At 66.8% G+C, this 24,590-nt stretch carries 21 protein-coding genes and 1 riboswitch; of the genes, 13 read left to right on the top strand and 8 right to left on the bottom strand.

Annotation, left to right across the window (positions count from 1 at the left end):
- Window positions 1–54 precede the first annotated feature (54 nt).
- Complete coding sequence (locus tag PV768_RS07370; protein WP_421092664.1) at window positions 55–1,593, top strand: alpha-N-arabinofuranosidase; 1,539 nt, start codon at window positions 55–57, stop codon at window positions 1,591–1,593.
- Between the two features lie 59 nt (window positions 1,594–1,652).
- Here PV768_RS07370 and PV768_RS07365 read toward each other — a convergent pair whose 3' ends face one another.
- Entirely contained in the window at window positions 1,653–1,937 is a 285-nt protein-coding gene (locus tag PV768_RS07365; protein ID WP_157240896.1) for a DUF427 domain-containing protein, read from the bottom strand.
- A gap of 153 nt (window positions 1,938–2,090) precedes the next feature.
- On the opposite strand from PV768_RS07365, the gene PV768_RS07360 reads away from it, so the two are divergent.
- Window positions 2,091–2,552, top strand: coding sequence for a RidA family protein (locus PV768_RS07360; protein WP_421092663.1), 462 nt, complete (start codon window positions 2,091–2,093; stop codon window positions 2,550–2,552).
- A 49-nt stretch (window positions 2,553–2,601) separates the two neighbouring features.
- Here PV768_RS07360 and PV768_RS07355 read toward each other — a convergent pair whose 3' ends face one another.
- The 4 genes from PV768_RS07355 to PV768_RS07340 form a co-directional block, all read right to left on the bottom strand.
- A complete protein-coding gene (locus PV768_RS07355; protein ID WP_421092662.1) occupies window positions 2,602–3,801 on the bottom strand; it encodes a fumarylacetoacetate hydrolase family protein in 1,200 nt (399 codons plus the stop codon).
- Window positions 3,798–5,279 (bottom strand): aldehyde dehydrogenase (NADP(+)), encoded by a 1,482-nt coding sequence (locus PV768_RS07350; RefSeq protein WP_421092661.1) that lies wholly within the window; start codon window positions 5,277–5,279, stop codon window positions 3,798–3,800. Before PV768_RS07350 ends, PV768_RS07355 begins: the two co-directional genes overlap by 4 nt.
- Window positions 5,276–6,622, bottom strand: coding sequence for an enolase C-terminal domain-like protein (locus tag PV768_RS07345; RefSeq protein ID WP_157240903.1), 1,347 nt, complete (start codon window positions 6,620–6,622; stop codon window positions 5,276–5,278). The genes PV768_RS07350 and PV768_RS07345 overlap by 4 nt, the downstream gene beginning before the upstream one ends.
- 163 nt (window positions 6,623–6,785) lie before the next feature.
- Window positions 6,786–7,511 (bottom strand): GntR family transcriptional regulator, encoded by a 726-nt coding sequence (locus PV768_RS07340; RefSeq protein ID WP_321214471.1) that lies wholly within the window; start codon window positions 7,509–7,511, stop codon window positions 6,786–6,788.
- Window positions 7,512–7,733: 222 nt separating this feature from the next.
- Here PV768_RS07340 and PV768_RS07335 point away from each other — a divergent pair, with 222 nt between their 5' ends.
- On the top strand, window positions 7,734–9,071 hold the full coding sequence (locus tag PV768_RS07335) for an MFS transporter (RefSeq protein WP_157240905.1): 1,338 nt from the start codon (window positions 7,734–7,736) through the stop codon (window positions 9,069–9,071).
- 98 nt (window positions 9,072–9,169) lie between these two features.
- Here the strand turns inward: PV768_RS07335 and PV768_RS07330 are convergent, their stop codons facing one another.
- Both PV768_RS07330 and PV768_RS07325 read right to left on the bottom strand, forming a co-directional pair.
- Entirely contained in the window at window positions 9,170–10,402 is a 1,233-nt protein-coding gene (locus PV768_RS07330; protein WP_421092660.1) for an amidohydrolase family protein, read from the bottom strand.
- 103 nt (window positions 10,403–10,505) lie between these two features.
- Window positions 10,506–11,963 carry a DUF3100 domain-containing protein gene (locus tag PV768_RS07325; protein ID WP_321214468.1) on the bottom strand — a complete coding sequence of 486 codons (1,458 nt, stop codon included), beginning with the start codon at window positions 11,961–11,963 and terminating at the stop codon, window positions 10,506–10,508.
- A 171-nt stretch (window positions 11,964–12,134) separates the two neighbouring features.
- On the opposite strand from PV768_RS07325, the gene PV768_RS07320 reads away from it, so the two are divergent.
- The 4 genes from PV768_RS07320 to PV768_RS07305 all read left to right on the top strand — a co-directional run bounded on the left by PV768_RS07320 (window position 12,135) and on the right by PV768_RS07305 (window position 16,926).
- Window positions 12,135–13,622, top strand: coding sequence for an amidohydrolase family protein (locus tag PV768_RS07320; protein ID WP_421092659.1), 1,488 nt, complete (start codon window positions 12,135–12,137; stop codon window positions 13,620–13,622).
- A 184-nt stretch (window positions 13,623–13,806) separates the two neighbouring features.
- Window positions 13,807–15,144 carry an amidohydrolase family protein gene (locus tag PV768_RS07315; protein WP_421092658.1) on the top strand — a complete coding sequence of 446 codons (1,338 nt, stop codon included), beginning with the start codon at window positions 13,807–13,809 and terminating at the stop codon, window positions 15,142–15,144.
- An 84-nt stretch (window positions 15,145–15,228) separates the two neighbouring features.
- On the top strand, window positions 15,229–16,215 hold the full coding sequence (locus PV768_RS07310; RefSeq protein WP_323058179.1) for an ornithine cyclodeaminase family protein: 987 nt from the start codon (window positions 15,229–15,231) through the stop codon (window positions 16,213–16,215).
- A gap of 42 nt (window positions 16,216–16,257) precedes the next feature.
- Window positions 16,258–16,926, top strand: coding sequence for a GntR family transcriptional regulator (locus tag PV768_RS07305; RefSeq protein ID WP_157240917.1), 669 nt, complete (start codon window positions 16,258–16,260; stop codon window positions 16,924–16,926).
- Window positions 16,927–16,958: 32 nt separating this feature from the next.
- Here PV768_RS07305 and PV768_RS07300 read toward each other — a convergent pair whose 3' ends face one another.
- Entirely contained in the window at window positions 16,959–17,318 is a 360-nt protein-coding gene (locus PV768_RS07300) for a VOC family protein (protein ID WP_323058178.1), read from the bottom strand.
- Window positions 17,319–17,399: 81 nt separating this feature from the next.
- Here PV768_RS07300 and PV768_RS07295 point away from each other — a divergent pair, with 81 nt between their 5' ends.
- The 6 genes from PV768_RS07295 to PV768_RS07270 all read left to right on the top strand — a co-directional run.
- Window positions 17,400–17,699 (top strand): hypothetical protein, encoded by a 300-nt coding sequence (locus PV768_RS07295; RefSeq protein ID WP_323058177.1) that lies wholly within the window; start codon window positions 17,400–17,402, stop codon window positions 17,697–17,699.
- A gap of 167 nt (window positions 17,700–17,866) precedes the next feature.
- Window positions 17,867–17,964: riboswitch (glycine riboswitch) on the top strand.
- Window positions 17,965–18,124: 160 nt separating this feature from the next.
- On the top strand, window positions 18,125–20,977 hold the full coding sequence (gcvP, locus tag PV768_RS07290; RefSeq protein WP_421092657.1) for an aminomethyl-transferring glycine dehydrogenase: 2,853 nt from the start codon (window positions 18,125–18,127) through the stop codon (window positions 20,975–20,977).
- 10 nt (window positions 20,978–20,987) lie between these two features.
- The gene (gene gcvT / locus PV768_RS07285; RefSeq protein WP_421092656.1) at window positions 20,988–22,109 is read left to right on the top strand and encodes a glycine cleavage system aminomethyltransferase GcvT; all 1,122 of its coding nucleotides are present in this window, start codon (window positions 20,988–20,990) and stop codon (window positions 22,107–22,109) included.
- A gap of 195 nt (window positions 22,110–22,304) precedes the next feature.
- Window positions 22,305–22,688: a glycine cleavage system protein GcvH gene (gene gcvH / locus PV768_RS07280; RefSeq protein WP_157240929.1), complete on the top strand. Its 384-nt coding sequence runs from the start codon at window positions 22,305–22,307 to the stop codon at window positions 22,686–22,688.
- A complete protein-coding gene (gene glyA, locus PV768_RS07275) occupies window positions 22,685–24,019 on the top strand; it encodes a serine hydroxymethyltransferase (RefSeq protein WP_421092655.1) in 1,335 nt (444 codons plus the stop codon). The genes gcvH and glyA overlap by 4 nt, the downstream gene beginning before the upstream one ends.
- 262 nt (window positions 24,020–24,281) lie before the next feature.
- The coding region (locus tag PV768_RS07270) for a serine dehydratase beta chain (RefSeq protein WP_421092654.1) at window positions 24,282–24,590 on the top strand (309 nt) is incomplete at its 3' end.

Here is a 24,590-nt window from a genome sequence, read left to right as displayed (position 1 = left end):
GCCTGCAAACCAACGCTACGAACAGACCTGAACAACGACCAAGGAGTGCTGTACATGTCCCGCGCACGGATCACCCTCGACCGCGACTTCACCATCGGCGAAGTCCCCCGCCGCCTCTTTGGCTCCTTCGTGGAGCACATGGGCCGCTGCGTCTACACCGGCATCTACGAACCGGGCCACCCGGAAGCCGACGAAAAGGGCTTCCGGCAAGACGTCCTCAAGCTCGTCAAGGAACTCGGGGCCACCGTCATCCGGTATCCCGGCGGCAACTTCGTCTCCGGTTACAACTGGGAGGACGGCATCGGCCCGCGCGAGAACCGTCCGCGCCGGCTGGACGGCGCCTGGCACACCGTGGAGACCAACGCGTTCGGCCTGCACGAATTCGTCGACTGGTCCCGCCAGGCCGGCACGGAAATCATGGAAGCCATCAACCTGGGCACCAAGGGCGTGGAGGCGGCCCGCGAGATCGTGGAATACGCCAACCACCCCGGCGGCAGCTACTGGTCCGACCTCCGCGCGAAGAACGGCCACAAGGATCCGTTCAACATCAAGCTCTGGTGCCTCGGCAACGAGATGGACGGGCCGTGGCAGATCGGCCACAAGACTGCCGAGGAATACGGCCGCCTGGCGCAGGAAGCCGCCAAGGCCATGCGCTTCGTGGACCCGGACATCGAACTGGTGGCCTGCGGAAGTTCCAACTCGGGCATGCCCACCTTCGGCGCCTGGGAACAGACTGTCCTGACGCATGCGTATGACGAGGTGGACTACGTGTCCCTCCACGCCTACTACCAGGAGCACGACGGCGATGCCGGCAGCTTCCTGGCCAGCGCAGTGGACACGGACTACTTCATCGAATCAGTCATCGCGACTGCCGACGCCGTCCGGGCGAAGGGTAAGCACAAGAAGCACATCAACCTGTCCTTCGACGAGTGGAACGTCTGGTACCAGCGCGGCCGGGACACCGAGGACCAGCTGCGCAACGTCGCCAAGGCCGGCTGGCGCGAGCACCCCCGGCTCATCGAGGACAAGTACAACGTGACGGATGCCGTGGTGGTGGGAACCCTGCTGAACTCGCTGCTCCGCCACGGCGACCGCGTCAAGATCGCCAACCAGGCGCAGCTGGTCAACGTCATCGCCCCGATCCTCAGCGAGGAAAACGGCCCGGCCTGGCGCCAGACGATCTTCCACCCGTTCGCCCGCATGGCCGAGCTGGCCACGGGACAGATCCTGCGCCTGTCCGTTGACTCGGACAAGTACGAAAACGCGCGCTTCGGCGGCACCGACCTGGTGGATGTCAGCGCGACGTGGAACGAGGAGACGGGCCGCGTGGCGCTCTTCCTGGCAAACCGCGGCCTGGAGGAAGCGGCGGACATCGACGTCTCACTGCGCGGGTTTGATGCCCGCCAGGTGGTCCGCGCGGAGGTCCTGGAGATCCCTGAGGGCGGGGACCGTTTCACCGCCAACAGCCAGGACCGCCCGGACCAGGTGGGACTCAAGCCGCTGCAAGGGGCGAAGGCCAGCGGCTCCGAGCTCCGGGCAACGCTTCCGGCGCTGTCCTGGGCCGTGATTGAGCTGGACGTCGCCAAGAACTGACCGGGGCGGCCCACAAGGGAGCGGACGACGGCGGGAACCTCCCGGCGTCGTCCGCTCTGCTAGTGCTCGATGGTCACGCCCCGCCAGAAGGCGATGCGGTCCTCGATCTGCTTGGCGCGCGGCTTCGGCTCCGGGTAGAACCAGGCCGCGTCCACGTTCAGTTTCCCGTCCACTTCCAGCGTGTGGTAGCTGGCCCTGCCTTTCCATGGGCAGACCGAATAGAGGTCGCTGTCCCGCAAGTAGCCGGCGTTGACGGCGTCGCGCGGGAAGTAGTGGTTGCCCTCCACCACCACGGTGTCCGCGGATTCGGCGATGACTTTTCCGTTCCAGATAGCCCTGACCATGTGGTTCCGTTCTGTTGGGTGCCGGCTGGACGCAGGCGGCATGCTCGTAGCGATGCCAACGGAATAAGGGGCGCAGTTGTTCCCCGGCGGTCTCTGGGAGTCCTTGGGCCGCTAGTCTGGAAACAGGGCCCGAATACGCTAGGGGATGACCACATGACGCCTGAGCAGAAGCTTGCCGGGGCCGGATTGGTGCTGCCGCCACCGCACCCGCTGGTTGGAACCTTTGCCCTCATCACCCGGCATGCGGACGTCCTCCATGTTTCCGGGCACGGGGCCTTCGCGGACGGAGGGCCGATTCACCGCGGCAAGCTGGGAGCGGACCTTACAACGGCGGAGGGAAGGGAGGCGGCCCGGGCCGTCATGCTTTCCCTGCTCAGCACTGTGCGCGACCACCTCGGCGGGCTGGACCGGGTGGCCCGCGTCCTGAAGGCCGTCATTTTTGTGAACAGCACGCCCGGGTTCACCGAGCACCATCTTGTTGCCAACGGCGCCACCGAGGTGCTGGCCCTAGCGTTCGGCACGGAGCGGCTGCCGGCCCGGTCGGCCATCGGGGTCAGCTCCCTTCCGCTGGGCTTCGCGGTGGAAATAGAGGCAACTGTCCAAATCGCCGATTAAAGAAGCGAACGACGGCGGGAACCTCCCGCCGTCGTCCGCTTCCGGCCGCCTACCGCACCTGGGCAGCAGACTCCTGAAGGGCCCGCTGGTGGTGCAGGTACTCGAACAGCTGCCGCAGCCCGAAGGACCATTCCGGCAATTCCTCGGCGCGGCCCACCGGGTTGATGAGGGCTCCGAGGTGCCGGCTGCGGATGGTGACCGTGTCGCCCATCTTGTGCGTGAAGCCCTGCCCCGGCTGGTCGCGGTCCTGCGTCGGGGCGAACAGGGTGCCGGTGAACAGTGCGAAGCCGTCCGGGTACTGGTGGTGGCGCCCCCGGGTCGCGGCCACCAGTTCTTCGAACGGCCGGCTGATCCGCGCCACCGAGTTGCGGCCCTCAAGGCAGTAGCCGTCCGTGCCATCGACCCGCAGCAGGATCTCCTCCTCGCGGAGCGTGTCCAGAGTGAAGTGGCCGTCGAACAGCCGGATGAAGGGGCCCAGCGCGCAGGAGGCGTTGTTGTCCTTCGCCTTGCCCAGGAGCAGGGCGCTGCGGCCCTCCACGTCCCGAAGGTTGACGTCGTTGCCGAGCGTGGCGCCCACAACGGAACCCGCCGAGGTGGCGATCAGCACCAGCTCCGGCTCAGGGTTGTTCCAGTGGGAAAACGACGGGATCCCCACCTGCGCGCCAAGGCCCACCGACGCAAGCACCGGGGCCTTGGTGAACACCTCGGGGTCCGGCCCGATGCCCACCTCCAGGTACTGCGACCACAGCCCTTCGGCGATCAGCACCTTCTTGGCCTCGGCGGCTTCGGGCGAGCCGGGCCGGACCGCGGCGATGCTGCCGCCCAGCGCCTTCGCCACCAGCTCCCGGGTCTGCCTGGCGCGGCTGGCGTCGCCGCCGCAGCGCTCTTCAATCACCCGCTCGATCATGCTGTCCACGAACGTCACGCCGCAGGCCTTGACGACCTGGAGGTCCACCGGGGCCAGGAGATGCGGCCGGGCTGTATCGCGGGCCAGGGACGCCTCGATGATCTCCGACGCCGACCACCGGGGCACGGTCATGGCGCCCCGGACGGCTGCCACCAGGTCCGGGCGTTCGAGGAGTGCGGAGACCGTTTCGGCCAGGGGCTGGAGGTCATAGACGTCCCCGCCCTGGACCGCCACGACGCGCGGGCCGGACGCTTCGACGTCCCAGATCCGGCCGATCAGGAGCGCGCCGGCTGCATCTTCCGGAAGGACCGACGACGGTCCAATGGGCCTGGGCGCGTTCACTGGCCGCCGCCCGCCGTCGCCGGCGCAGCTTCCGGCCGCTGCCACTCGCCGTCGATGCGCTGCGGCACCCGCCAGGGGTTGGCATCCTGCACCGGTTCCGGCAGCCGGTCCGCCGGGAAGGACTGGAAGGCCACGGGCCGGAGGAAACGCCGGATGGCAGCCGTCCCCACTGACGTGGTGTTGGACGACGTCGCCGGGTAAGGCCCGCCGTGGTGCTGCGCGTAGCTGACGGTGACGCCCGTGGGCCAGCCGTTCCACAGCACCCTGCCGCTGATGTCGGTGAGCCGGGCGGCAAGGTCGGAGACGTCGTCGTCCGCTTCCGCCTGCAGGGTGGTGGTGAGCTGCCCCTCGAGGAGTCCGGCCAGTGCCGGGAGCTCGGACTCGTCCCCGTACTCCACGATCAGGCTCGCCGGCCCGAACATCTCCTGGCGGAGGATGGACGGATCCTTGCGCACCGCGGACGCCGAGGTGTGCAGCACGGTGGGGGACGGCGCCTCCGCAAAGTCGCCCTCCACCAGCACCTCCACGCCCTGCGTTCCACGGAGACCGCCGACGGCGCCCGCGAACCCCTCATGCAGACGCTCGCTGAGCAGCGGCGCGGCAATGAAATCCTTGAGCGCTTCGTTCAGCGCCGCGCGGACGGCGTCGGTGTGCCCGCGGGGAATGAACAGCAGGCCCGGTTTGGTGCAGAACTGGCCCATGCCCAGGGTGAAGGAGCCCGCGTAGCCGGCGACGATCCCGTCGCGGCGTGCGGCCCAGGCGTTCTCCGTCACGAAGACGGCGTTGATCCCGCCGAGCTCGCCGAAGAAGGGGATGGGCTCGGGCCGCGCTGCGGCACGGTTGAACAGGGCGCGGCCGCCCGCCGTCGAGCCCGTGAAGCCGATGGCCTTTGTCAGGGGGTGGTCCACGAGGGCCTCCGCGGCGGACCTTCCGGTCACCAGGGCAAAGAGGCCCGACGGCGCGCCGGCGGCGTCGAGTGCGGCCACCGCAACCTCTGCGGTGCGCAGGGCAAGCTGCAGGTGCCCGTCGTGCGCCTTGTGCACCACGGCGCAGCCGGCGGCAAGCGCCGAGGCACTGTCGCCGCCCATCACGCTGAAGGCAAACGGGAAGTTGGAGGCGCCGAAGACGCCCACCACCCCGAGCGGCACGTTGTAGCGGCGCAGGTCGGGCCGCGGCCCCATGCCCCATTCCGGATCCGCGTGGTCGATCGTGGCATCGAAGTGCTCGCCGCGCCGGATCTCGTCCGCGAAGAGCCGGAGCTGGAAGGTGCTGCGCTTCAGTTCGCCGCGGAGACGCGCCTCCGCCAGGTGGGTTTCCTGTTCCCCGAGGGCCACCAGCACGTCAGCGTCTGCGTCCAGCGCTGTTGCCACCGCCTCCAGCCATGACGCCCGGGTGAAGGGATCCGCCGTCCGGGCCTTTTCGAAGGCGGCGTGGGCCGCTTCGACGACGGCGTCCAGCTCTTCCACGCTGGTGGTCATCGGACGCCTCCCGCCGGGGCGAGCCGGGCCCCGGTGACGGCGGCGCGGTTGCCTACTTCGGCCCAGCCGGCACCGCCCGGGAATTCCCAGCGGGACCGCGAGGCGCTGAGCATTTCGGCGCCGGTGCCGGGCAGCTGCGGGGCAGCGTAGCGGCCGTTGACGATCCGGACCGGCTCGGCGAAGTGCTCGTGCAGGTGGTCCACATACTCGATCATGCGCCCGTCCTGGCTGCCGGTGATGGCCGCATAGTCGAAGAAGGAGAAGTGCTGGACGAGCTCGCAGAGCCCCACGCCGCCGGCGTGCGGACAGACCGGGACGCCGAACTTGGCGGCGAGCAGCAGGTTGGCGATGTTCTCGTTGACGCCGGCCACGCGGGTGGAGTCAAGCTGGAGGACGTCGATGGAGCCTGCCTGCAGCAGCTGCTTGAACACAATGCGGCTGGCAACGGCCTCACCGGTGGCAACGCGGACCGGGGCCACGCCCCTGCGGATGTCCGCGTGGCCCAGGATGTCATCGGTGCTGGTGGGCTCTTCAATCCAGTACGGGTTGAACTCTGCAAGCTGGTTCACCCATTCGATGGCTTCGGAGACCTCCCAGCGCTGGTTGGCGTCGATGGCGATGGGAAGTTCACCCACGGCCTGCCGCGCCAGGGCCATGCGGCGGCGGTCATCGTTGATGTCCCCGCCCACTTTGAGCTTGATCATGGAGAAGCCGTCCGCTGCCGCCTGCTTGCTGAGCCGGACCAGCTTTTCGTCGCTGTAGCCCAGCCAGCCGGGGGAGGTGGTGTAGGCGGGGTAGCCGTCCACCTTGAGGGCGGCGATCCGTGCGGCCTTCCCGTCCTCGCCGGCGCGCAGGATGTCCAGGGCCTGCTGGGGGTTGAGGGCATCCCGGATGTGGGTGAAGTCGACGACGTCGACGATCTCCTCGGCGGGCATTTCGCTGAGCAGGAGCCACAGCGGCTTGTTTTCGCGCCGGGCCCGGATGTCCCAGAGCGCACTGACCAGGGCGCCGGCCGCCATCTGGGTCACGCCCTTTTCCGGGCCGAGCCAGCGCAGCTGGGAATCGTGGATGAGCCGCTTGGAGGCGTTGCCAAGGTCGTAGATGAGCTCGTCGATGTCCCGGCCCACCAGGAGGGCTGCATAGGAATCGATGGCGTGGGTGATGACCTCGTTGCCGCGGCCGCAGCTGAACACAAAACCGTGGCCTTCGTCGCCCGCGTCGGTGCGGATGACCACGTACGCGGCGGAGTAGTCGGGGTCGACGTTGACTGCGTCGGAGCCGTCAAGTTCCAGGGACGTCGGGAAGCGGACGTCCTGGGTACGGATGGAAGAAATGGAAGGCATGCTGGTCTTCTCTCTGCACTGGGAGGAGTTCGTGGGCTATTCCTATATGAAGTTTGATAATCATATAGGAAGTGTGAGGCAGGTCAAGTTTTCCGGCGGCCCTGGCGCACAAAAAAGGAAGCCCGGCAGGTTGCCGGGCTTCCCTGTGATTGCTGGCCTGGGGTCACACGATGCGGGTCCGGGGCGGGCCGCCTTCCTCAAGGGGCTCGAGCTCCACTGTGCCCTCGAACGCCTGGGCGAAGCGGGTGAAGGAATTCCTGATGTGCTGTGCCATCGCCGCCTCGGCCTCCTCCGGCCGGCAGGCCTGGATGGCTTCCCGGACGGCGGAATGCTCGGCCATGGTGCTGGCCCCGTCAACGTCCGCCGGGTAGAGGCGGAAGGTGTGCAGGTGGCAGTGCGTCTGGGCGAAGGCGTGCCGGACCACAGGGTTCCCGGCTGCGGCAAGGATGGTGTCGTGGAAGCGCGTGTCATGCGCAACGAGGTCCTGCCGCAGGTCACCTCCGCCCCTCATTACGCCCTGGAAGGCGGCCAGTTCTTTCTCCAGCGCCCTGGCGGGGTTGGCGAGCCGGTCCACTGCTGCCGCGCGGGCGGCCCACGGCTCCACCAGCAGCCGGAATTCAAACAGTGACCGCAGTTCGTCCAGGCCCAGCAGGGGAGTGGTGCTGTAGCCGCGCCCGGGGGTGTAGACCACCAGGTTGTCGCCCTCGAGCCGCTGGAGCACTTCCCGGACCGGCGTCTGGGATACGCCCATGGTGCGGGAAACGGCGTCGATGTTGATCCGGGTGCCCGGTTCGATTTCCCCGTTGAGGATTGACGCGCGCATCGCGGAGTAGACGTCGGTGACGGCTGCTTTGATGCGGGAAGTCTCGGACGGTTGACGTGGTGGCACGCGTTTACCTCTTTGCAGTGTGTTGCCGGAGTCGCTGTGGGAATCATAAGCCACCGGCCGGTTCCGGGCGCTCGCGGAAGTTTTTTGGGCGGGGGACTTGTCTTGGATCACTTTCTATATATGATTAACCGCATTCCTATATGATCGTTTCCCCAACAAGCGCGCCCCGGCCCTCCCTGTGCCGTGTCGCCCGAAGCCCATGTTTACGTCAAAGGAGACCGCATGACTGCTCTAGGCAGTAGGCTTGCCCCCAAAACTTCCCCCAAGGCTCCCCGCACCATGACCCGAAAACGCTGGATGATCATCTGGCTCGCCTTCATTGGCCTGAGCATCAACTACCTTGACCGCTCCAGCCTTAGTGTCGCGCTGCCGTTCATGGGCAAGGACTTCGAGCTCTCGGCAACCCAGCAGGGCCTGATCTTCGCGGCCTTCTTCTGGGCCTACGACTTCTGCCAGCTGGCTGCCGGCTGGTACGTGGACAAAGTGGGTCCGCGCAGGTCGTTCTCCCTCGCGGCCGTATGGTGGTCCATCTTCACCATGGTCACCGCTGCGGCGACGAACTTCTGGTCCCTTTTCGCCGCCCGGTTCCTGCTGGGCGTTGGCGAAAGCCCCGCCCCCAGCACCGCGGCCAAGGTGGTGGCCACCTGGTTCCCGGTCCGGGAGCGTGCGTTTGCCACGAGCATCTGGGACTCCGGCTCCCGTGTCGGCGCGGTGATCGCCCTGCCGATCGTGACCCTGATTGTTGCCTTCACGTCATGGCACGCCGTGTTCATCATCATCGGCATTGCCGGCATCATCTGGGCCGCGGTCTGGTGGAAGGTGTACCGCAGCCCCGAAGAGCACCCGACGGCGGACGCCGCCGAGATTGCCTACATCCAGGAAGGCGGTGCGCGCAGCGCCGCAAGCGATGACGAGGGCGCCGCCAAGCTTCCGTGGCGCTCGCTGTTCAAGTACCGGACCGTCCTGAGCATGATGTTCGGCTTCTTCTGCCTCAACAGTGCCATCTACTTCTTCATCACCTTCTTCCCGAGCTACCTGGTGAAGGAGCGCGGCTTCGACCTGCTCAAGCTCGGCTTCTTCGGAGCCATCCCCGGAATCTGCGCCGTGCTGTTCGGCTGGCTGGCGGGGTACGTTGCAGACCGCGCCGTCCAGCGCGGCGTCTCGGTGACCCGGGTCCGCAAGACCGCCATCGCCGGCGGCTTGACCGGCGGCTCGGTCATCATGTTCGCTGCGCTGGTGCCCGAGGCCTGGATGGCGCTGGCCCTGCTGTCGGTGGCGTATTCCAGCCTGACGGTCGCAGCAACCGGCATCTGGTCGCTTCCGGCAGATGTTGCCCCCAGCTCACGCCACGTGGGCTCCATCGGCGGCCTCCAGAACTTCGCCTCCAACCTGGCCGGCATCTTCACCCCGATCCTGATCGGCGTCCTGGTGGACCAGACAGGCTCCTTCGTGGCCCCGCTTGCCGTCATCGGTGGGGTGGCCCTGGTCGGCGCCGCCAACTACCTCTTCGTGATGGGCAAGATCGAGCCCCTGAAGGTGGCTGAACCCGCAAAGGTCTAGCGGGAGGATCGCAAAACATCAGCGGACGACGGCGGGAGGTTCCCGCCGTCGTCCGCTTTGCTTTCTCCGTCCGGAAAGCACCAGGGACAGCGCGTGGGTCAGGCGGCCGGTTCCGCAAGGACAACCAAACCGTCGGCGACGAGCCTGCCGGCGTGGATGACGGTACGGTCCGTGCCGCGGTCCATGACGGTGCTGGTGACGGTTTCGCCGTCCACAATGACGATGTCTGCCGCATCTCCAACAGCGAGGCCGGGCCGGTCATCCGGGCCGGTGAGGCGTTGAACCGTCCGGTCCATGATGGCGGCGCCGCCAATGGTGGCGATCGCCGCGCAGTGCTCAATCAGGCGGTCCTGGCGCAGCCGGTGGGTGAAGGCCAATTGCCAGGTGCGGTCCAGCATGTCGCAGTTGCCGTAGGGGCTCCAGTAGTCCCGTTGGCCATCCTCGCCAAGACCCACGCGGATCCCGCCCGCGGTCATCTGGACCAGGTCGAACTGGGTGCCGGCGCTTGCCGGGGCCACTGTCGCCCAGGCTACGTCCAGTTCGGCCATCTGCTCCATGAGGCGGGCAGTCACATCCGGGTGGACGTTGGCCAGATCGTAAGCGTGGGAAAGCGACACGCGTCCCTGCATGCCCAGCGCCCGGGTGCGTTCGAAGACAAGTTCGGCGCTGAAGACGCCAAGGTGCCCGGGTTCGTGAAGGTGAATATCGACGTCGGCCCCGTACTTCTCCGCCAGGCCGAACACGATGTCCAGATGGCGGGCGGGATCGCGGTCCAGTTGGCAGGGGTCGATGCCCCCTATGGTCGTGGCCCCCGCACGCAGTGCCTCCTCGAGCAGCGGGACAGTGCCTTCCTCCTGCAGGAGGCCGGCCTGGGGAAACGCCATGATCTCCACGTCTGCAGCACGGGCAAAGCGCTCCTTCGCGGCCATGACTGCCTCGAAGCGCTCAAGCTTGCAGTCCACATCGATCTGGGCATAGGAGCGGACGCGCGTGGTGCCGCGTGCAATCATCCGTTCCAGCGTCCCCGCCACCACATCGGGGTAGGGGATGGGGGTGTCGCGCCAGTTCTTCCGGTCATTGCACATCATGTTCCACACCCCCGGCGAACCGGTGTGCTCCCGGAAGGGCAGCCCGATCCGGGTCGAGTCAAGGTGGACGTGCACATCCGTGAATGCAGGGAGGGCCATCCGGCCGCGCCCGTCCAGCTTCCGGCCGGAAGCGTCACCAGTTACGGCGCCGGTCCCCACCGCACGGATGGCCGCGATCCGTCCCGCGCTAATTTCCAGGTCTACGGCGTCCCCGCCCCACGGGCGGACATTGGTGATGAGCATGGTTGGATCCTTTTGCAGTGCTGTCCCGGTTAAGGGTCTGTGGTGTTAACGGCGGGGGGAAGGCACCGGGCCCGGAGGCCCGCCGCCTTCCCCGCAGTATGGACTAGAAATGGAAGGCGACCTGCGCGATCACTGCGGCGGCAACGAAGCTCGCGGTGAAGGTCATCAGGGCGACGATGATGATCTTCCAGCTCAGTGAGCGGAGTGCCTTCACATCACGGCCCAGTGACATGCCGATCAGGGCGATCATTGGCAGGCCTGCGAAGAGGACGTTGATGTTCTGCGTGGTGGAGGCGATGAAGGGGCCGATGGGCAGGAACGTCGCGGACGCAATCGTTGCAAGGGCAAGGACCCAGATGCTGGACGGAACCGCCGGAACGAGCTTGGCGAGGACCAGGGCGATGGCAGTAAGGACCAGCAGGATGGTCACGCCGACCACATCCAGCGGTCGCATTGAACCCGTGCCCAGCGTGTTCAGCAGGATGCCTGCCACTCCCGTCGCGGCGAAGGCGGTGAGCCACGTCCTGGGGGAACGGAGAACAGTGGGGTCCGCTTCGATGCCGTTGACGTCCACGGTGTCAGTGACGGCCGGCTCATCCGCTTCCACAGCGGCCGCGCCGGAGTGCGCGTGGGCGGATCCGCCTGTTTTGCTACCGGCTGCGGAGCCAAGGAGAGCGCCGCCGCGGACACGGCGGCCCAGATCGTCCCGCCCGAAAATGCGGGACCACATCGTGTAAAGCTTCTGGCACATAGGCAGCGCGATGAAAACGCCGGCGTAGAAGCCGACGATGTTGGTCACCAGATTGGACAGGGCAGCAAGGGCCATGATCTCGCCCGCCATCTCCGGATACAGGATGGACAGGGCACCCACGCCGCCGAGCATCATGGAGGCGGACCCGAGTCCAAGACCCAGCGCGAGGGCCCGCGGGTCAAAGAAGTCCAGTCCACCCAGAAGGCCCGCCAACAGCGAGATGAACACGGCACCGAATACACTGCCCAAAACCCACACCGCGAATACGCCGCGGTACTCGGGGGAACGGACGCCAAAGCGCTGGATGGCGAAAGCAAGGTAGGACTCGCGGTCAATCGACCACGTGGCACCGATGGCTGTGCGGCCCAGGCCAAGCGCAACCGCGACCGGCAGTGCCAGGATCACTGTGCCCACCACATGGCCCACCTCCTGCAGCAGGATCGCGGGACCGATGTTCGTGAACTTCGTCAAGGACGGCCCGATCTGCGTGCCGAGGCCCGCGAGGAAGAACACGATGGAGACATCCATGAGGTGGGTGGACACCGCACGGGCACGCCCGCCGATTGGTTTCCATCTCTGGACTCCCAGGAAGCCGCCGATGAGCACGGTCCACAGGATTGGCATCAGGACAATCGCGGCGGGGCCGAGGTGGAATTTATGGGTTCCGATCATGATGGCCGCGGCACAAACGGCGGTGGAGAGCGCGATCATTGCGAACCACAGGGCGGGGCGGGCACGGAAAGTATGCGACGGTACCGCGTCCACTAGGACGGATGCGGTGCCGCCTGTGGTCTTCGCTTCATTGCGCATGACGCAGGCCTTTCGAGGGGGAACGGGGAGGAGCGAGCGATATACAGCCCAGGTTTCGGGAATGTCGCTCTGGTATACCAAAAGACTGTATACTCGTACCCAGTGAGAGGCAAGTCACATTTTTGTAGGCGCCCGGAACCCATGCCCGGCGCCCAGGTGCAAGGAGTCACGATGTACACGAAAATCTCCGCCCGGTACGTTCTGGGTTTTGATGGAAAACAGCACACCCTCATTGAGCACGGCGAAGTCGTGTTCGAAGGTACTGTCATCGTCTTTGTCGGCCGCGGCTATGACGGTCCCGTGGATGAGGAGCGCGACTACGGCAAGAGCCTGGTCATCCCCGGACTGATTGACCTGGATGCCCTCGCCGACATCGACCACCTCATCCTCGACTCGTGGCCTTCGCCTGAAGTTGCCGCCGGCCACTTGTGGTCCGAGAACTACTTTGCCAACAACCGCCGGGATGTGTTCAGTCCGGCTGAACGCGCCAAGGTGCGGGAGTTCGCGCTGGCGCAGCTGGCGCTGCACGGCATTACCACCTACATGCCGATTGCCTCGGAGATCCACAGCTCCTGGGCTGAAGGACTCGATGAACTGGTGGACATGGCGCGGACCAGCCGTCGGATCGGACTCCGCGGCTACCTCGGGCCGGCCTACCGGTCGGGGGTCCACGTCACCACTGCAGCGGGGGACCGCGAAGTCCACTTCGATGAGGCCCGCGGGGTTGCCGGGCTGCAGGACGCACAGGATTTCCTGGACTTTGCAGCTGACCTCGCGGACCCGCTTATCACGGGCGTCCTGCTCCCGTGCCGGATTGAGACCTTGTCCGAAAACCTCATGCGGGAGACTGCCCGGATTGCCCGTGAGCGGGACGCCCTCGTGCGGCTGCACTGTCTGCAATCGCCCCTGGAAGACGGGCTGTTGCTGCGCTCTGCCGGGCGCAGCGTGCTGGAACTTCTGGAATCCACGGGCCTTTTCGGCACCCGCCTCCTCATTCCTCACGGCGTGGTGATTGACGCCAGGAATCCTGCTGCGGCGGCCGCCGGAGGCCCGTTGGACCTGCTGGCCAGGCACGGCGTCAGCATTGTCCACTGCCCCTTGACGTCCTTCCGCTACCAGAAGCAGCTTGTGTCATTCGACCGTTTCCGCGAGGCCGGCGTCAATCTCTGCCTGGGCACCGATTCCTTCCCTCCGGACCTGATTCGGGGCATCGACGTGGGGATGCACCTGACCCGGCTGGTCGAGGAAAGGCCCGACGCAGGCGCCCTGGCTGACTACTTCGACGCCGCCACCCTCGGCGGGGCCACGGCCCTTGGGCGGCCGGACCTGGGAAGGCTTGCGCCCGGTATGCAGGCGGACATTACGGTAGTCTCGCTGGCCAGCTTCGCAGATGGTGTCGTCGAGGACCCGCTGCGAACACTCGTGCTGAACGGCACGGCCCGCCAGGTGACCGATACCTTCGTGGCCGGGCGTGCCGTCGTCGTCGACGGCGCCCTGCCCGGCCTGGACCTCGAGTCCCTGCGGGCCGAGGGGCAGCAACTGTTCGACCGGATGCGGGCAGCCTACTCCGAGCGGGACAGCCGGCGCCGGGACCCTGATGAACTGTTTCCGCCCGCGTATCCGCCAGCGGACATCGTCGCTCCGGTAGGCGTTTCCTAACCTGGCTCCGGCAATTCGCATTCCCGCCCACGCTAGTCCTTGGTATACCAATGGGGCTATTGTGAACGCATTCGGGGCTACCAGTACGTAGGGGCGAAGCTCGACCGCCCCCGCCAATCGCTCGACATTGACCCATCCACGGACCCCGCGCTTCCGCCGCAGGGCTTATCCCTTTGGAGAAACCATGTGCCTGCACGACCACACCCCCGCCGCCCTCCCTTCCCCGGCCGTTCCGCGCCGCGGGATCCTCGCCGGAGCGGCCGCCCTCGCCGGGATCTCGGTGGCCAGCCTTGCCGCCCAGCTGGGAAATGCCCCGGCGGCGAAAGCGGAGGGCAACACGGCAGGCCCCGGCCGCCGTGGGCGTCCCGCTTCGCCGCCGCCGATGATCATCGAAGGCGGCACCATCGTGGATCCCCAGACCGGCGACGCTGTCTATGACGGCGTCCTGGTGCTGGAAGGAGGAAAGGTCAGTGCGGTCGGTACCCGGGAGGAAACGCGACGTGCAGTGGCCGCGCTTGCCAGGCGGGCACACGTGGTGGACGCCTCCGGCCGCTGGGTCATTCCAGGACTCATCGACGTGCATGTCCATGCGAACGCGCTGTCGGATGCGCGCGCCATTCTGCAGGGCGGAGCAACCAGCGTCAGGAGCGGCTCGAGCAGCTTTTACCAGGACGTCGCCTTGGCCGCCCTGCCTGCCTGGGCCGCCGGAGCCTCGCCCCGGATGAGCCCTGCCGGGCTGTTCGTCTCACCCGAGCTGGGGGACTCGCTCCTCGCCGACCCTGATCTTGCACCCCTTGCCTCCCTGGCTGGCGGTGTCAGGGAAACGGGCGATCTCGCCTACCTCACGCGCGTGAACCTGAACCGCGGCGCGCAGGTGATTAAGACAAGGGCCAACCCCCGGGCGGGCCTGCCGGAGCAGGATCCCCGTGAGCTGGTCTACAACTACGATCAGCTCTCCGCCGTGGTCAAGGCAGCAGGCAAAGCGGGTGTGCTGTGCCATGCCTACAGTGCCGAAGGGATAGACGGCGCGGTCCGGGCAGGGGTGCGCAGCATCGAGCACGGAGTCTTCGTCACCGAAGAGACCATCTCCCGGATGTCCAGGCAGGGGACGTACTTCACGCCCACCATGGATGCCATCACCAGCATGGCGGGTTCGTCCAACCCAATCCTTGCCGCCCGGGGCAAGGAGTACACACCCATCATCAAGGCAGCCGTGAAAGCCGCCCATGATGCCGGCGTGACCGTCGTTGCGGGGACGGACTCGTTCGGATCCGACGTGACTCCGATCGGCACGGAAGTCCGCCTGTTGAGTGAGGCCGGGCTTTCCCCCCTGGAAGCCCTGAGGGCCGCCACGGTCAATGCCGCCGCGCTGCTGGGCTGGAGTGAAAACGCCGGCCGGCTGGTGCCCGGTTCCTTCGCGGACGCCGTCATTGTGGACTCTGATCCCCTGTCCAGCGGCTCTGCCTTGGAAGGAATCCGGGCCGTGGTGGCGCAGGGAGTCCTTGTCAGGAACAGCCTCTGAGCCACCGTGCCTCTCAGGGCGGGGTTTCCCCGCCAACCTTGACCGCCCAAGCTAACGCCCCCTTCCATTCCGAAAGCGACCCCCATGACCCTGATCCTTAAAGCCTCCGAGCTCGAAACCCTGGCCGATATGCCCGGAACCATTGCCGCCGTCGAACGCGTGTTTGCCGGCCTGAGCCGAGGTACCGCTGTCCAGCCCGCGCCGGATTCGCTCCTCCTGCCGTCGTCGGATGCCCGGTTCCTGCCGATGGCGGCGCTGTCCGGGCCGGAGGAGCTGGCATCCGTGAAACTACTGGCGGACATCCCGTCCAACGGTGGGGCCGGCCTGCCCTCGCAGCGGTCCACCATCATGCTCGTAAGCCAGCTGACCGGTGAAACACTGGCCATCCTGGACGGTAAAGTCCCCACCCGGGTCCGTACGGCCGCTGCCAGCGCGGTGGCGACCAAGCTGCTTGCCAGGCCCGGGAGTGCCACCTTGGGGTTGGTGGGGGCGGGGGCCCTGGCGGTGGCACATGTGGAAGCCATGCTGGCCGTCCTGCCGATAAAAAATGTCGTGGTGTGGTCCCGTTCCACTGAGACGGTCGCTGCGTTCTGTGACCGGATTTCCTCATACGGGCTGCACATCACGCGGGCCGCCAGTGTGCAGGAAGTTGTTGAGAACTCGGACGTGCTGTGCACCCTCACGCCAGCGGTTGAGCCGCTGGTCAAGGGGGAGTGGTTCCAGCCCGGACTGCACGTCAACGCCGTCGGATCCCGTCCGCGGCCTGACCACCGGGAGATTGACTCAGCGGGTATGGCGCGGGCGCGGGTCTTCGTGGACAGCCTGGCCACGGCCCAAGCGAAGTCAGGGGGACTGATCGTCCCTGTGGCTGAAGGCGTCATGGGCTTTGACGATGTGGAAGCCGAACTTGGTGACGTGGCGGCCGGGATAAAAGCAGGCCGTCTGGGGGATGAGGACATAACCTTGTTCAATTCGGTGGGTATCGGCCTGCAGGACCTTGCCATCGGGAGGCTCCTGTATGACGCTGCACTCAACCAGGGGGTCGGCACCCGCGTGGAGCTGAATAACTGAGGCAGCCCGGAAGCAGGGCACTGGAACCAACAGGAGGCATCTTTGAGTACCCAGGCGGACGCACCCGCGTCTTCGGCTGATGCTACCCGTGCACGGATCCGGGAGTTGATCATCTCGGGTGACTTCGCGCCCGGTTCACGGCTCAGGGAACGCGAGCTGTCACAGGCCCTGGACGTTTCCCGGGTCCCCGTCCGCGAAGCCCTCCAGCAGCTGGAAGCCGAAGGTTTCATTGACACCTCGCCACGGCGCGGGGCCACCGTCAAGCAGATCACCCTGAGGGACGTCAATGAACTCTTTGATGTCCGGCTCAGCCTCGAGGTCCTCGCCGCGCGGCTCGCCGCCCAGGCCGCCGCCCGGGGTGAGTCCACAGCGCGCCTGCAGCACATGATGGACAAGGCCGAAGAAGCAACCCTGCGCCACGACCACACGGAGATCCCGCTCATCAACACGGCCCTGCACGCGGAGATCGTCTCGATGGGAGGCAACTCGCTGCTGGAGTACTCCATGAAGCCTCTGCTGGGCAGGATGCAGTGGCTCTTCACCCTGACCGGGCATCGTGATCCCCAGGTCCAGTGCGCGGAGCACCTGAGCCTGTGCCGGGCCATCTATGACGGCAAGGCCGAACTTGCGGCGGCGCTGGCGTTCGCCCATGTGGAGCTGGGCCGGGAACCATCACTGCAGGGGCTGGCCGGGCAACTGCCTGAAAACTGACCCGGCCGGAAGTTCAAGGTTCGACGGCGGGGCTACCGCGGACTTTTGTCAACGACGCAGAACCTGTTGCCGTCGGGGTCGGCGAGGACCACGAAATCGGGGTTCTCCGGGTACAGGTCCCAGTCGACGCGCTGGGCGCCGAGTGAAACCAGCCGTTGCACCTCGGCGCCCTGATCGTCCGCATACAGGTCCAGGTGAATGCGCGGGTGCTCCTGGACCGGCGTTTCGCTCAGCATGAGGGCGAGCTGCGCTCCCGGGCCCGCTGCTGGCACCAGGATCACCCAGGTTTCGTCCCCGGGCTCCTGCGGGACGTAGCCGAGGGCGGCGTGCCAAAAGGCGGTTGCGCGGGCGACGTCGTTGACGCCGAGGACGGTGCTGCCTATGGTCAACATCCGCCCAGCCTAAACCCGCTGCCCGGAGCCTGTCTTGCCCCGGAGCCGGACGCCGGGGGCGGCCCGGCTAGACTCGCCTGCATGGGGGACAACAACGCACCTGAAGACCGCAAAACTCCGCCGCCTGCCCGGGTTCTTGCCGCCGTCGTTCCCATCGCTGGCCTTGTGACGGTAGTGGCGGGGTGCCTCGTCGCATGGAGCAACGCGGACGCCAGCTTCGGCTGGTTCGCCTACGCGCCGCTGAGCAACCAGCTTTTCAGCGGCAGCGGCATCGCCTTGGTTACCCAAGGTACACAGATCGGCCTGGCCGTCGCCGTCGTCGGACTGCTCGTCCTGGCGTTCTGGGCGGGCTACCGGCTGGGCAGGGAAGCCTCCCGCTAGAACTTCCGGAAGCTTCCTAATTGCACTGCCTCCGTGCACCTGATGCCTTCGAGCACGTCCGGCGCGTCCCGCCGTCGTAAGCCTGCCTTGGAAAGACGCGGATTTTGCATCCAGCCCCATAACCCGGTAAGGTGTGAGCCGTGTCACCGACCAGTGGCACGTGCTTATGATCTGCGGCGGGAGAGTCCTGCCGGTACGTTCTGCAGGCGCCGTAGGAGCAAATCCTCCCCAGGAATCTCTCAGGCCCACGTACCGCCGCGGCAAGGCAACTCTGGAAAGCAGTCCGGGCAACCGGGCTCACCGACGGTGCAAGTGGCGCCCCGCTGAACAGCAGGGCAACGCAAAACTCTCAGGTCCAATACAGAGCGGGGAGGAACCCGAATCAAAGTGGCACCGGTTGCCACCTGAATTATGGAGTTCCTCTCATGACGGTTCAATCGTCCCCAACCACCTTCGCAGACCGCCATATCGGCGCGCGCCGCCAGTCCGACATCGACACCATGCTCAAGGCCGTCGGCTACGACACCCTTGATGGCCTCGTGGACAGCGCAGTTCCGGATTCCATCCGCCAGGACAAGCCGCTCACCCTTGAGGGCGCCCTCAGCGAAGTGCAGGTCCTCGCCGAGCTCCGCAAGCTGGCCGGCAAGAACAAGACGGCCGTGCAGATGATCGGCCAGGGCTACTACGACACCGTGACCCCGCCGGTGATCCGCCGCAACATCCTTGAAGCCCCCGCCTGGTACACCGCCTACACCCCGTACCAGCCCGAGATTTCCCAGGGCCGGCTCGAGGCGCTGCTGAACTTCCAGACCATGGTCCAGGACCTCACCGCGCTCCCGGTGGCCAACGCCTCCCTCCTCGACGAAGCCACCGCCGTCGCCGAAGCCGTGCTGCTGATGCGCCGCGCCAACAAGTCCAAGACTGCGAAGGACGGCAAGACCGTCCTCGACGCCGACCTCCTGCCGCAGACCATCTCCATCGTGCTGGGCCGCGCCGAAGCCCTCGGCTTCGAGGTGAAAATCGCAGACCTCACCAACGGACTTCCCGACGGCGACATCAACGGCGTCGTCCTGCAGCAGCCCGGCGTCTCCGGCCGCGTCTGGGACCAGTCCGCCGTCATCGCCGAAGCCAAGGAGCGCGGCGCGCTGGTCACCGTCGCTGCCGACCTCCTGGCACTCACCCTCATCACCCCGCCGGGCGAGCAGGGCGCGGACATCGCCGTCGGCTCCACCCAGCGCTTTGGCGTGCCGTTGTTCTTTGGCGGACCGCACGCCGCCTACATGGCCGTCCGCGACGGCATGGAACGCACCCTCCCCGGCCGCATCGTGGGCGTTTCCAAGGACAACGCCGGCGTCCCCGCCTACCGCCTGGCACTGCAGACCCGCGAGCAGCACATCCGTCGCGAGAAGGCCACGTCCAACATCTGCACCGCCCAGGCGCTGCTGGCCATCGTCTCCTCCTTCTACGCCGTCTACCACGGCCCCGACGGCCTGAAGGCGATCGCCGAGACTGTCCACAACAACGCCCGCGCCCTGGCCGCCACGCTGAAGACCGCCGGCCGCGAACTGGTGTCCGACACCTTCTTCGACACCCTCACGGTCAGTGTTCCCGGCAAGGCCGCCAAGGTGATCACCGCCGCCGAAGCCCGCGGCATCAACCTGCGCCTCATCGACGCGGACACCGTTGGCGTGTCCGTTGATGAAACCACGACGCCGGAGGTCCTCGCCGCGGTTGCCGTCGCCTTTGGCGCCGGTCCGGTTGTGTCCGGTGAGGGCTTCGAGCTGCCCGAATCGGTGCTGCGCACCTCCAGCTACCTGCAGCACCCGGTGTTCAACACGCACCGTTCCGAGACCCAGCTGCTGCGCTACATCCGCCGCCTCTCCGACCGGGACCTGGCACTGGACCGCACCATGATCCCGCTGGGCTCCTGCACCATGAAGCTGAACGCCACCGCCGAGATGGAAGCCATCTCCTGGCCGGAGTTCGCCTCCATCCATCCGTTCGCCCCCGACTCCCAGACGGAGGGCTGGCGCGAACTGATTGCGGGCCTGGAAGCCGACCTCGCCGAAATCACCGGCTACGACCAGGTATCCATCCAGCCCAACGCCGGCTCCCAGGGCGAGCTCGCCGGCCTGCTGGCGATCCGCGGCTACCACCACTCCCGCGGGGACCAGCAGCGCAACGTCTGCCTGATCCCGGCATCGGCGCACGGCACCAACGCCGCCTCCGCCGTGCTCGCGGGCATGAAGGTTGTGGTTGTTGCCACCGCTGCAGACGGCACCATCGACCACGCCGACCTGCAGGCCAAGATCGAGGCCCACAAGGACGTCCTCTCGGCCATCATGATCACGTACCCGTCCACGCACGGCGTGTACGACTCCGATGTCCGCGAGGTGTGCGACGCGATCCACGCCGCCGGCGGCCAGGTGTACGTTGACGGCGCCAACCTGAACGCACTTGTAGGCCTCGCCCAGCCGGGCAGGTTCGGCGGCGACGTCTCCCACCTGAACCTGCACAAGACCTTCTGCATCCCGCACGGCGGCGGCGGACCCGGCGTCGGCCCGGTTGCTGCCAAGGCACACCTGGCACCGTTCATGCCGGGCGACGCGAACAAGGCCGCCCATGAAGCCGGGCATGGCGTCGCGATTTCCGCTTCGCGCTTCGGCTCCGCCGGTGTGCTCCCGATCTCCTGGGCCTACGTGAAGCTGATGGGCGGGCAGGGCCTGACCGAGGCCACCAAGTCCGCGCTCCTGGCTGCGAACTACGTCGCAGCCCGCCTGGACGAGCACTTCCCGGTCCTCTACACCGGTGAAAGCGGCCTCGTTGCGCACGAGTGCATCCTTGACCTGCGCGAGCTGACCGCCCGCACGGGTGTCACGGCCGAGGACGTGGCCAAGCGGCTCATCGACTTCGGCTTCCACGCCCCCACGCTGTCCTTCCCGGTGGCGGGCACCCTGATGGTGGAGCCCACCGAGTCCGAGGACCTCGCGGAGATCGACCGCTTCATCGAAGCCATGATCACCATCCGCAAGGAAATCGACCAAGTGGCCGCCGGCGACTTCACCGTTGAGAAGTCCCCGCTGCGCAACGCACCCCACACGGCCGCCGCCGTCGTCTCCTCTGAATGGGACCGGACGTACCCGCGCGAACAGGCCGTCTTCCCGGTGGCATCGCTCCGGCAGGACAAGTACTTCCCGCCCGTCGGCCGCATCGACGGCGCGGCAGGGGACCGCAACCTGGTCTGCTCCTGCCCGCCTCTTTCCGAGTTTGAGAACTAAGGATTCCGTGATGACTGAGAACTACACCGCGCTCTATGAGCAGCACAAGATTGCCGGCGCATCCTTCACCGACTTCGGCGGCTGGCAGATGCCCCTGAAGTACAACTCCGAGCTGGCCGAACACCACGCTGTCCGCAACGCCGCCGGACTGTTCGACCTCTCCCACATGGGCGAAGTGTGGGTTACCGGCCCGGACGCGGCAGCCTTCCTGGACTACGCCCTGGCCGGCAAGCTGTCCGCGGTTGCCGTGGGCAAGGCCAAGTACTCGCTGATCTGCCAGGAAGACGGCGGCATCATCGACGACCTCATTTCCTACCGGCGGAGTGAAGACAAGTACCTTGTGGTGCCCAACGCCGGCAACGCTGCGGTGGTTTCCGCAGCGCTGGCCGAGCGGGCTGCCGGCTTCGACGTCACCGTAAACGACGTTTCCGCCGAGACCTCCCTCATCGCGGTGCAGGGACCGAACGCCGAGGCCATCCTGCTGACGCTCGTTCCTGCGGATCAACACTCCCTGGTGACGGAGCTGAAGTATTACGCGGCCGTCGAGGTGGAAATTAACGGGCAGGACCTGCTGCTGGCCCGCACCGGGTACACCGGCGAGGACGGCTTCGAGATCTACATCCCCAATGAGGACGCCGCCGGTCTGTGGGACGCGCTCCTGGAAGTTGGTGCCGGCCACGGGCTCATCCCCGCAGGCCTGGCCTGCCGCGACTCGCTCCGCCTCGAAGCGGGCATGCCGCTCTACGGCAACGAGCTCTCCCGCGAAGGCAACCCCTACGCAGCCGGCCTGGGCCCCGTGGTTTCGCTGGCCAAGGAATCCGACTTCGTGGGCAAGGCCGTGCTCGCCGAACTCAAAGCACTCGGCGCAGGCTCCACGTCCGGCCGCAAGCTCGTGGGACTCAAGGGCCTGGGCCGCCGCGCCGGCCGCAGCCACTACCCGGTCCTCAAGGACGGCAACGTCGTGGGCGAGGTGACGTCCGGCCAGCCTTCACCCACCCTCGGGTACCCGATCGCGATGGCCTACGTCGACGTCGAACACTCGGAACCCGGCACCGCCCTGGACATCGACCTCCGCGGCAAGCCGGAGCCCTTCGAAGTAGTAGCACTCCCGTTCTACAAGCGCCAGAAGTAACGCCCGCCCCGGCGGGGCTGACATCCTCTGCATGCTGCTCCTTCGTCGCTTTGACGCATGCTGCCGGATGCCAGCTCCGCCGGCCCTCGACGCTCTCTCACTTGATGCGGGTTTTGGGCCGACGCTCTCTCACTTAATGCGGGTTTTGGGCCGACGCTCCCTCACTTTCTCAAACACGAACCTAAGGAAAAACACATGGCAAAAGTTGCTGCTGAACTGAAGTACTCCGCCGAGCATGAATGGGTTGCTGCTGACGGATCCGGGCCCACCGGCGTCGGAATCTCAGCTGTGGCCGCCGAAGCCCTCGGCGACATCGTGTACGTGGACCTCCCCGAGGTTGGCTCCACCGTGACCGCGGGGGAGACCTGCGGCGAGGTGGAGTCCACCAAGTCCGTCTCCGACCTCTACGCGCCCGTCACCGGCGAAGTTGTCGAGATCAACGACGAAGTGGTCTCCGACCCCGCCCTGATCAACAACGATCCCTACGGCGCCGGCTGGCTCTTCAAGGTGGCCGTCACCGAAGAAGGCCCGCTGATGTCCGCTGAGGAATACGCGGCAGCCAACGGCGGCGAACTGTGAGCAGCGCGGCAGCAGGCACCGGCACAGTGACGGCCTTCGAGCAGGTGGTTTCGCCGAGTCTCGACGCGGACCTCTCCACCCTGGACCCCGAGATCGCCGCGAAGATCGACGACGAACTCACCCGCCAGCGCGACGGCCTGGAGATGATCGCCTCCGAGAACCACACCGCCGTGGCCGTCATGCAGGCGCAGGGCTCGGTGCTGACCAACAAGTACGCCGAGGGCTACCCGGGCAAGCGCTACTACGGCGGCTGCGAACACGTAGACGTCATCGAACAGCTCGCCATCGACCGGATCAAGGCGCTCTTCGGCGCGGGGTTCGCCAACGTGCAGCCGCACTCCGGCGCCCAGGCCAATGCCTCGGTGATGCACGCGCTGATCAAGCCGGGCGACACCATCATGGGCCTGAACCTTGCCCACGGCGGGCACCTCACCCACGGCATGAAGATCAACTTCTCCGGCAAGCTCTACAACGTGGTCCCCTACGGCGTCCGCGAGGACACCCACACAGTGGACATGGCCGAGGTGGAGCGCCTGGCCCAGGAGACCAGGCCGGCGCTGATCGTGGCCGGCTGGTCCGCCTACGCCCGGCAGCTGGACTTCGCCGAGTTCCGCCGCATCGCTGATTCCGTGGGCGCCTACCTCATGGTGGACATGGCGCACTTCGCCGGGCTCGTGGCCGCCGGCCTGCACCCGTCGCCGGTGCCCCACGCGCACGTGACCACGTCCACCACGCACAAGACCCTCGCCGGTCCGCGCGGCGGCATCATCCTGACGAACGACGCCGACATCGCCAAGAAGATCAACTCGGCTGTGTTCCCCGGACAGCAGGGCGGACCGCTGGAGCACGTGATTGCGGGCAAGGCCGTGGCGTTCAAGATCGCCGCGTCCGCCGAGTTCAAGGAGCGCCAGCAGCGCGTCCTTGCCGGCGCCCGGATCCTCGCCGAGCGCCTGGTCCAGCCGGACGTCACGGCCAAGGGCATCAGCGTGGTCTCCGGCGGCACAGATGTGCACCTGGTCCTGGTCGACCTGCGCAACTGCGAGCTCGACGGGCAGCAGGCCGAGGACCGCCTCGCGGCCATCGACATCACCGTCAACCGCAACGCCGTCCCCTTCGACCCGCGGCCACCGATGGTGACCTCCGGCCTCCGGATCGGCACGCCTGCGCTGGCAACGCGCGGGTTCGGCGAGGATGCCTTCCACGAGGTCGCGGACATCATAGCCGAGGCATTGACGGCCGACGCCGACGCCGACCTTTCGGGGCTGCGTCACCGCGTCGAAGCCCTCGCCAAAGCCCACCCGCTCTACCCGGGCGTCGCACCACTGTCCTGACCTCGGTTGCGTCCGCGACGGCGGACCGGACTTTTCACGCGTGCTGGCTCGTTCCTCGCCTCTGACGCACGCTTCCGAAAAGCCCGGCTCCGCCGGCGCTCGCGGTTCTATCACCTGCGTGACGGACCCTCGGAGTGGGCGTGACATCCGGCAGCATGCGTCTAAGGGAGCGTCACGTCCGCTCAGCGGGCGTCCTCGCGACCGAGCATGCAGAGGATGCCACGGCCGCTCCACCCAACCACTGTTTTAGTTAGGAACCACCATGGCTGTTGGCGTTTTTGATCTGTTTTCGATTGGGATCGGACCTTCGAGTTCTCATACTGTGGGGCCGATGCGGGCTGCTGCTGTTTTTGCTGAGGAGCTCAAGGGCTCGGGGGTGCTGGCGGGGGTGGCGTCGTTGCGGGTGGATTTGTATGGGTCGTTGGCGGCGACGGGCCATGGGCATGGGACGATGACGGCCATTTTGTTGGGTTTGGAGGGGTTTCATCCGGAGTTGATTTTGCCGGAGGAGGTGGAGGAGCGGCTGGCGGCGATCGCGGAGACGGGGTTGCTGCAGCTGGCCGGTGCGGTG

The sequence above is a fragment of the Pseudarthrobacter sp. CC4 genome (genome assembly GCF_048957775.1).
Taxonomy (GTDB): domain Bacteria; phylum Actinomycetota; class Actinomycetes; order Actinomycetales; family Micrococcaceae; genus Arthrobacter.
Note: the sequence above shows the minus strand (reverse complement) of the source record. Positions and strands in the feature narration are given on the sequence as shown.

What these genes read in the sequence shown, in the direction of transcription:
- PV768_RS07325 (WP_321214468.1), bottom strand. Translation starts at nt 11,963, where the DNA reads ATGCGCAATGAAGCGAAGACCACAGGCGGCACCGCATCCGTCCTAGTG.
- PV768_RS07300 (WP_323058178.1), bottom strand. Translation starts at nt 17,318, where the DNA reads ATGTTGACCATAGGCAGCACCGTCCTCGGCGTCAACGACGTCGCCCGC.
- PV768_RS07345 (WP_157240903.1), bottom strand. Translation starts at nt 6,622, where the DNA reads ATGCCTTCCATTTCTTCCATCCGTACCCAGGACGTCCGCTTCCCGACG.
- PV768_RS07315 (WP_421092658.1), top strand. Translation starts at nt 13,807, where the DNA reads ATGTGCCTGCACGACCACACCCCCGCCGCCCTCCCTTCCCCGGCCGTT.
- PV768_RS07370 (WP_421092664.1), top strand. Translation starts at nt 55, where the DNA reads ATGTCCCGCGCACGGATCACCCTCGACCGCGACTTCACCATCGGCGAA.
- PV768_RS07330 (WP_421092660.1), bottom strand. Translation starts at nt 10,402, where the DNA reads ATGCTCATCACCAATGTCCGCCCGTGGGGCGGGGACGCCGTAGACCTG.
- PV768_RS07365 (WP_157240896.1), bottom strand. Translation starts at nt 1,937, where the DNA reads ATGGTCAGGGCTATCTGGAACGGAAAAGTCATCGCCGAATCCGCGGAC.
- gcvH (WP_157240929.1), top strand. Translation starts at nt 22,305, where the DNA reads ATGGCAAAAGTTGCTGCTGAACTGAAGTACTCCGCCGAGCATGAATGG.
- gcvP (WP_421092657.1), top strand. Translation starts at nt 18,125, where the DNA reads ATGACGGTTCAATCGTCCCCAACCACCTTCGCAGACCGCCATATCGGC.
- PV768_RS07360 (WP_421092663.1), top strand. Translation starts at nt 2,091, where the DNA reads ATGACGCCTGAGCAGAAGCTTGCCGGGGCCGGATTGGTGCTGCCGCCA.
- PV768_RS07320 (WP_421092659.1), top strand. Translation starts at nt 12,135, where the DNA reads ATGTACACGAAAATCTCCGCCCGGTACGTTCTGGGTTTTGATGGAAAA.
- PV768_RS07295 (WP_323058177.1), top strand. Translation starts at nt 17,400, where the DNA reads ATGGGGGACAACAACGCACCTGAAGACCGCAAAACTCCGCCGCCTGCC.
- PV768_RS07335 (WP_157240905.1), top strand. Translation starts at nt 7,734, where the DNA reads ATGACTGCTCTAGGCAGTAGGCTTGCCCCCAAAACTTCCCCCAAGGCT.
- PV768_RS07310 (WP_323058179.1), top strand. Translation starts at nt 15,229, where the DNA reads ATGACCCTGATCCTTAAAGCCTCCGAGCTCGAAACCCTGGCCGATATG.
- gcvT (WP_421092656.1), top strand. Translation starts at nt 20,988, where the DNA reads ATGACTGAGAACTACACCGCGCTCTATGAGCAGCACAAGATTGCCGGC.
- PV768_RS07350 (WP_421092661.1), bottom strand. Translation starts at nt 5,279, where the DNA reads ATGACCACCAGCGTGGAAGAGCTGGACGCCGTCGTCGAAGCGGCCCAC.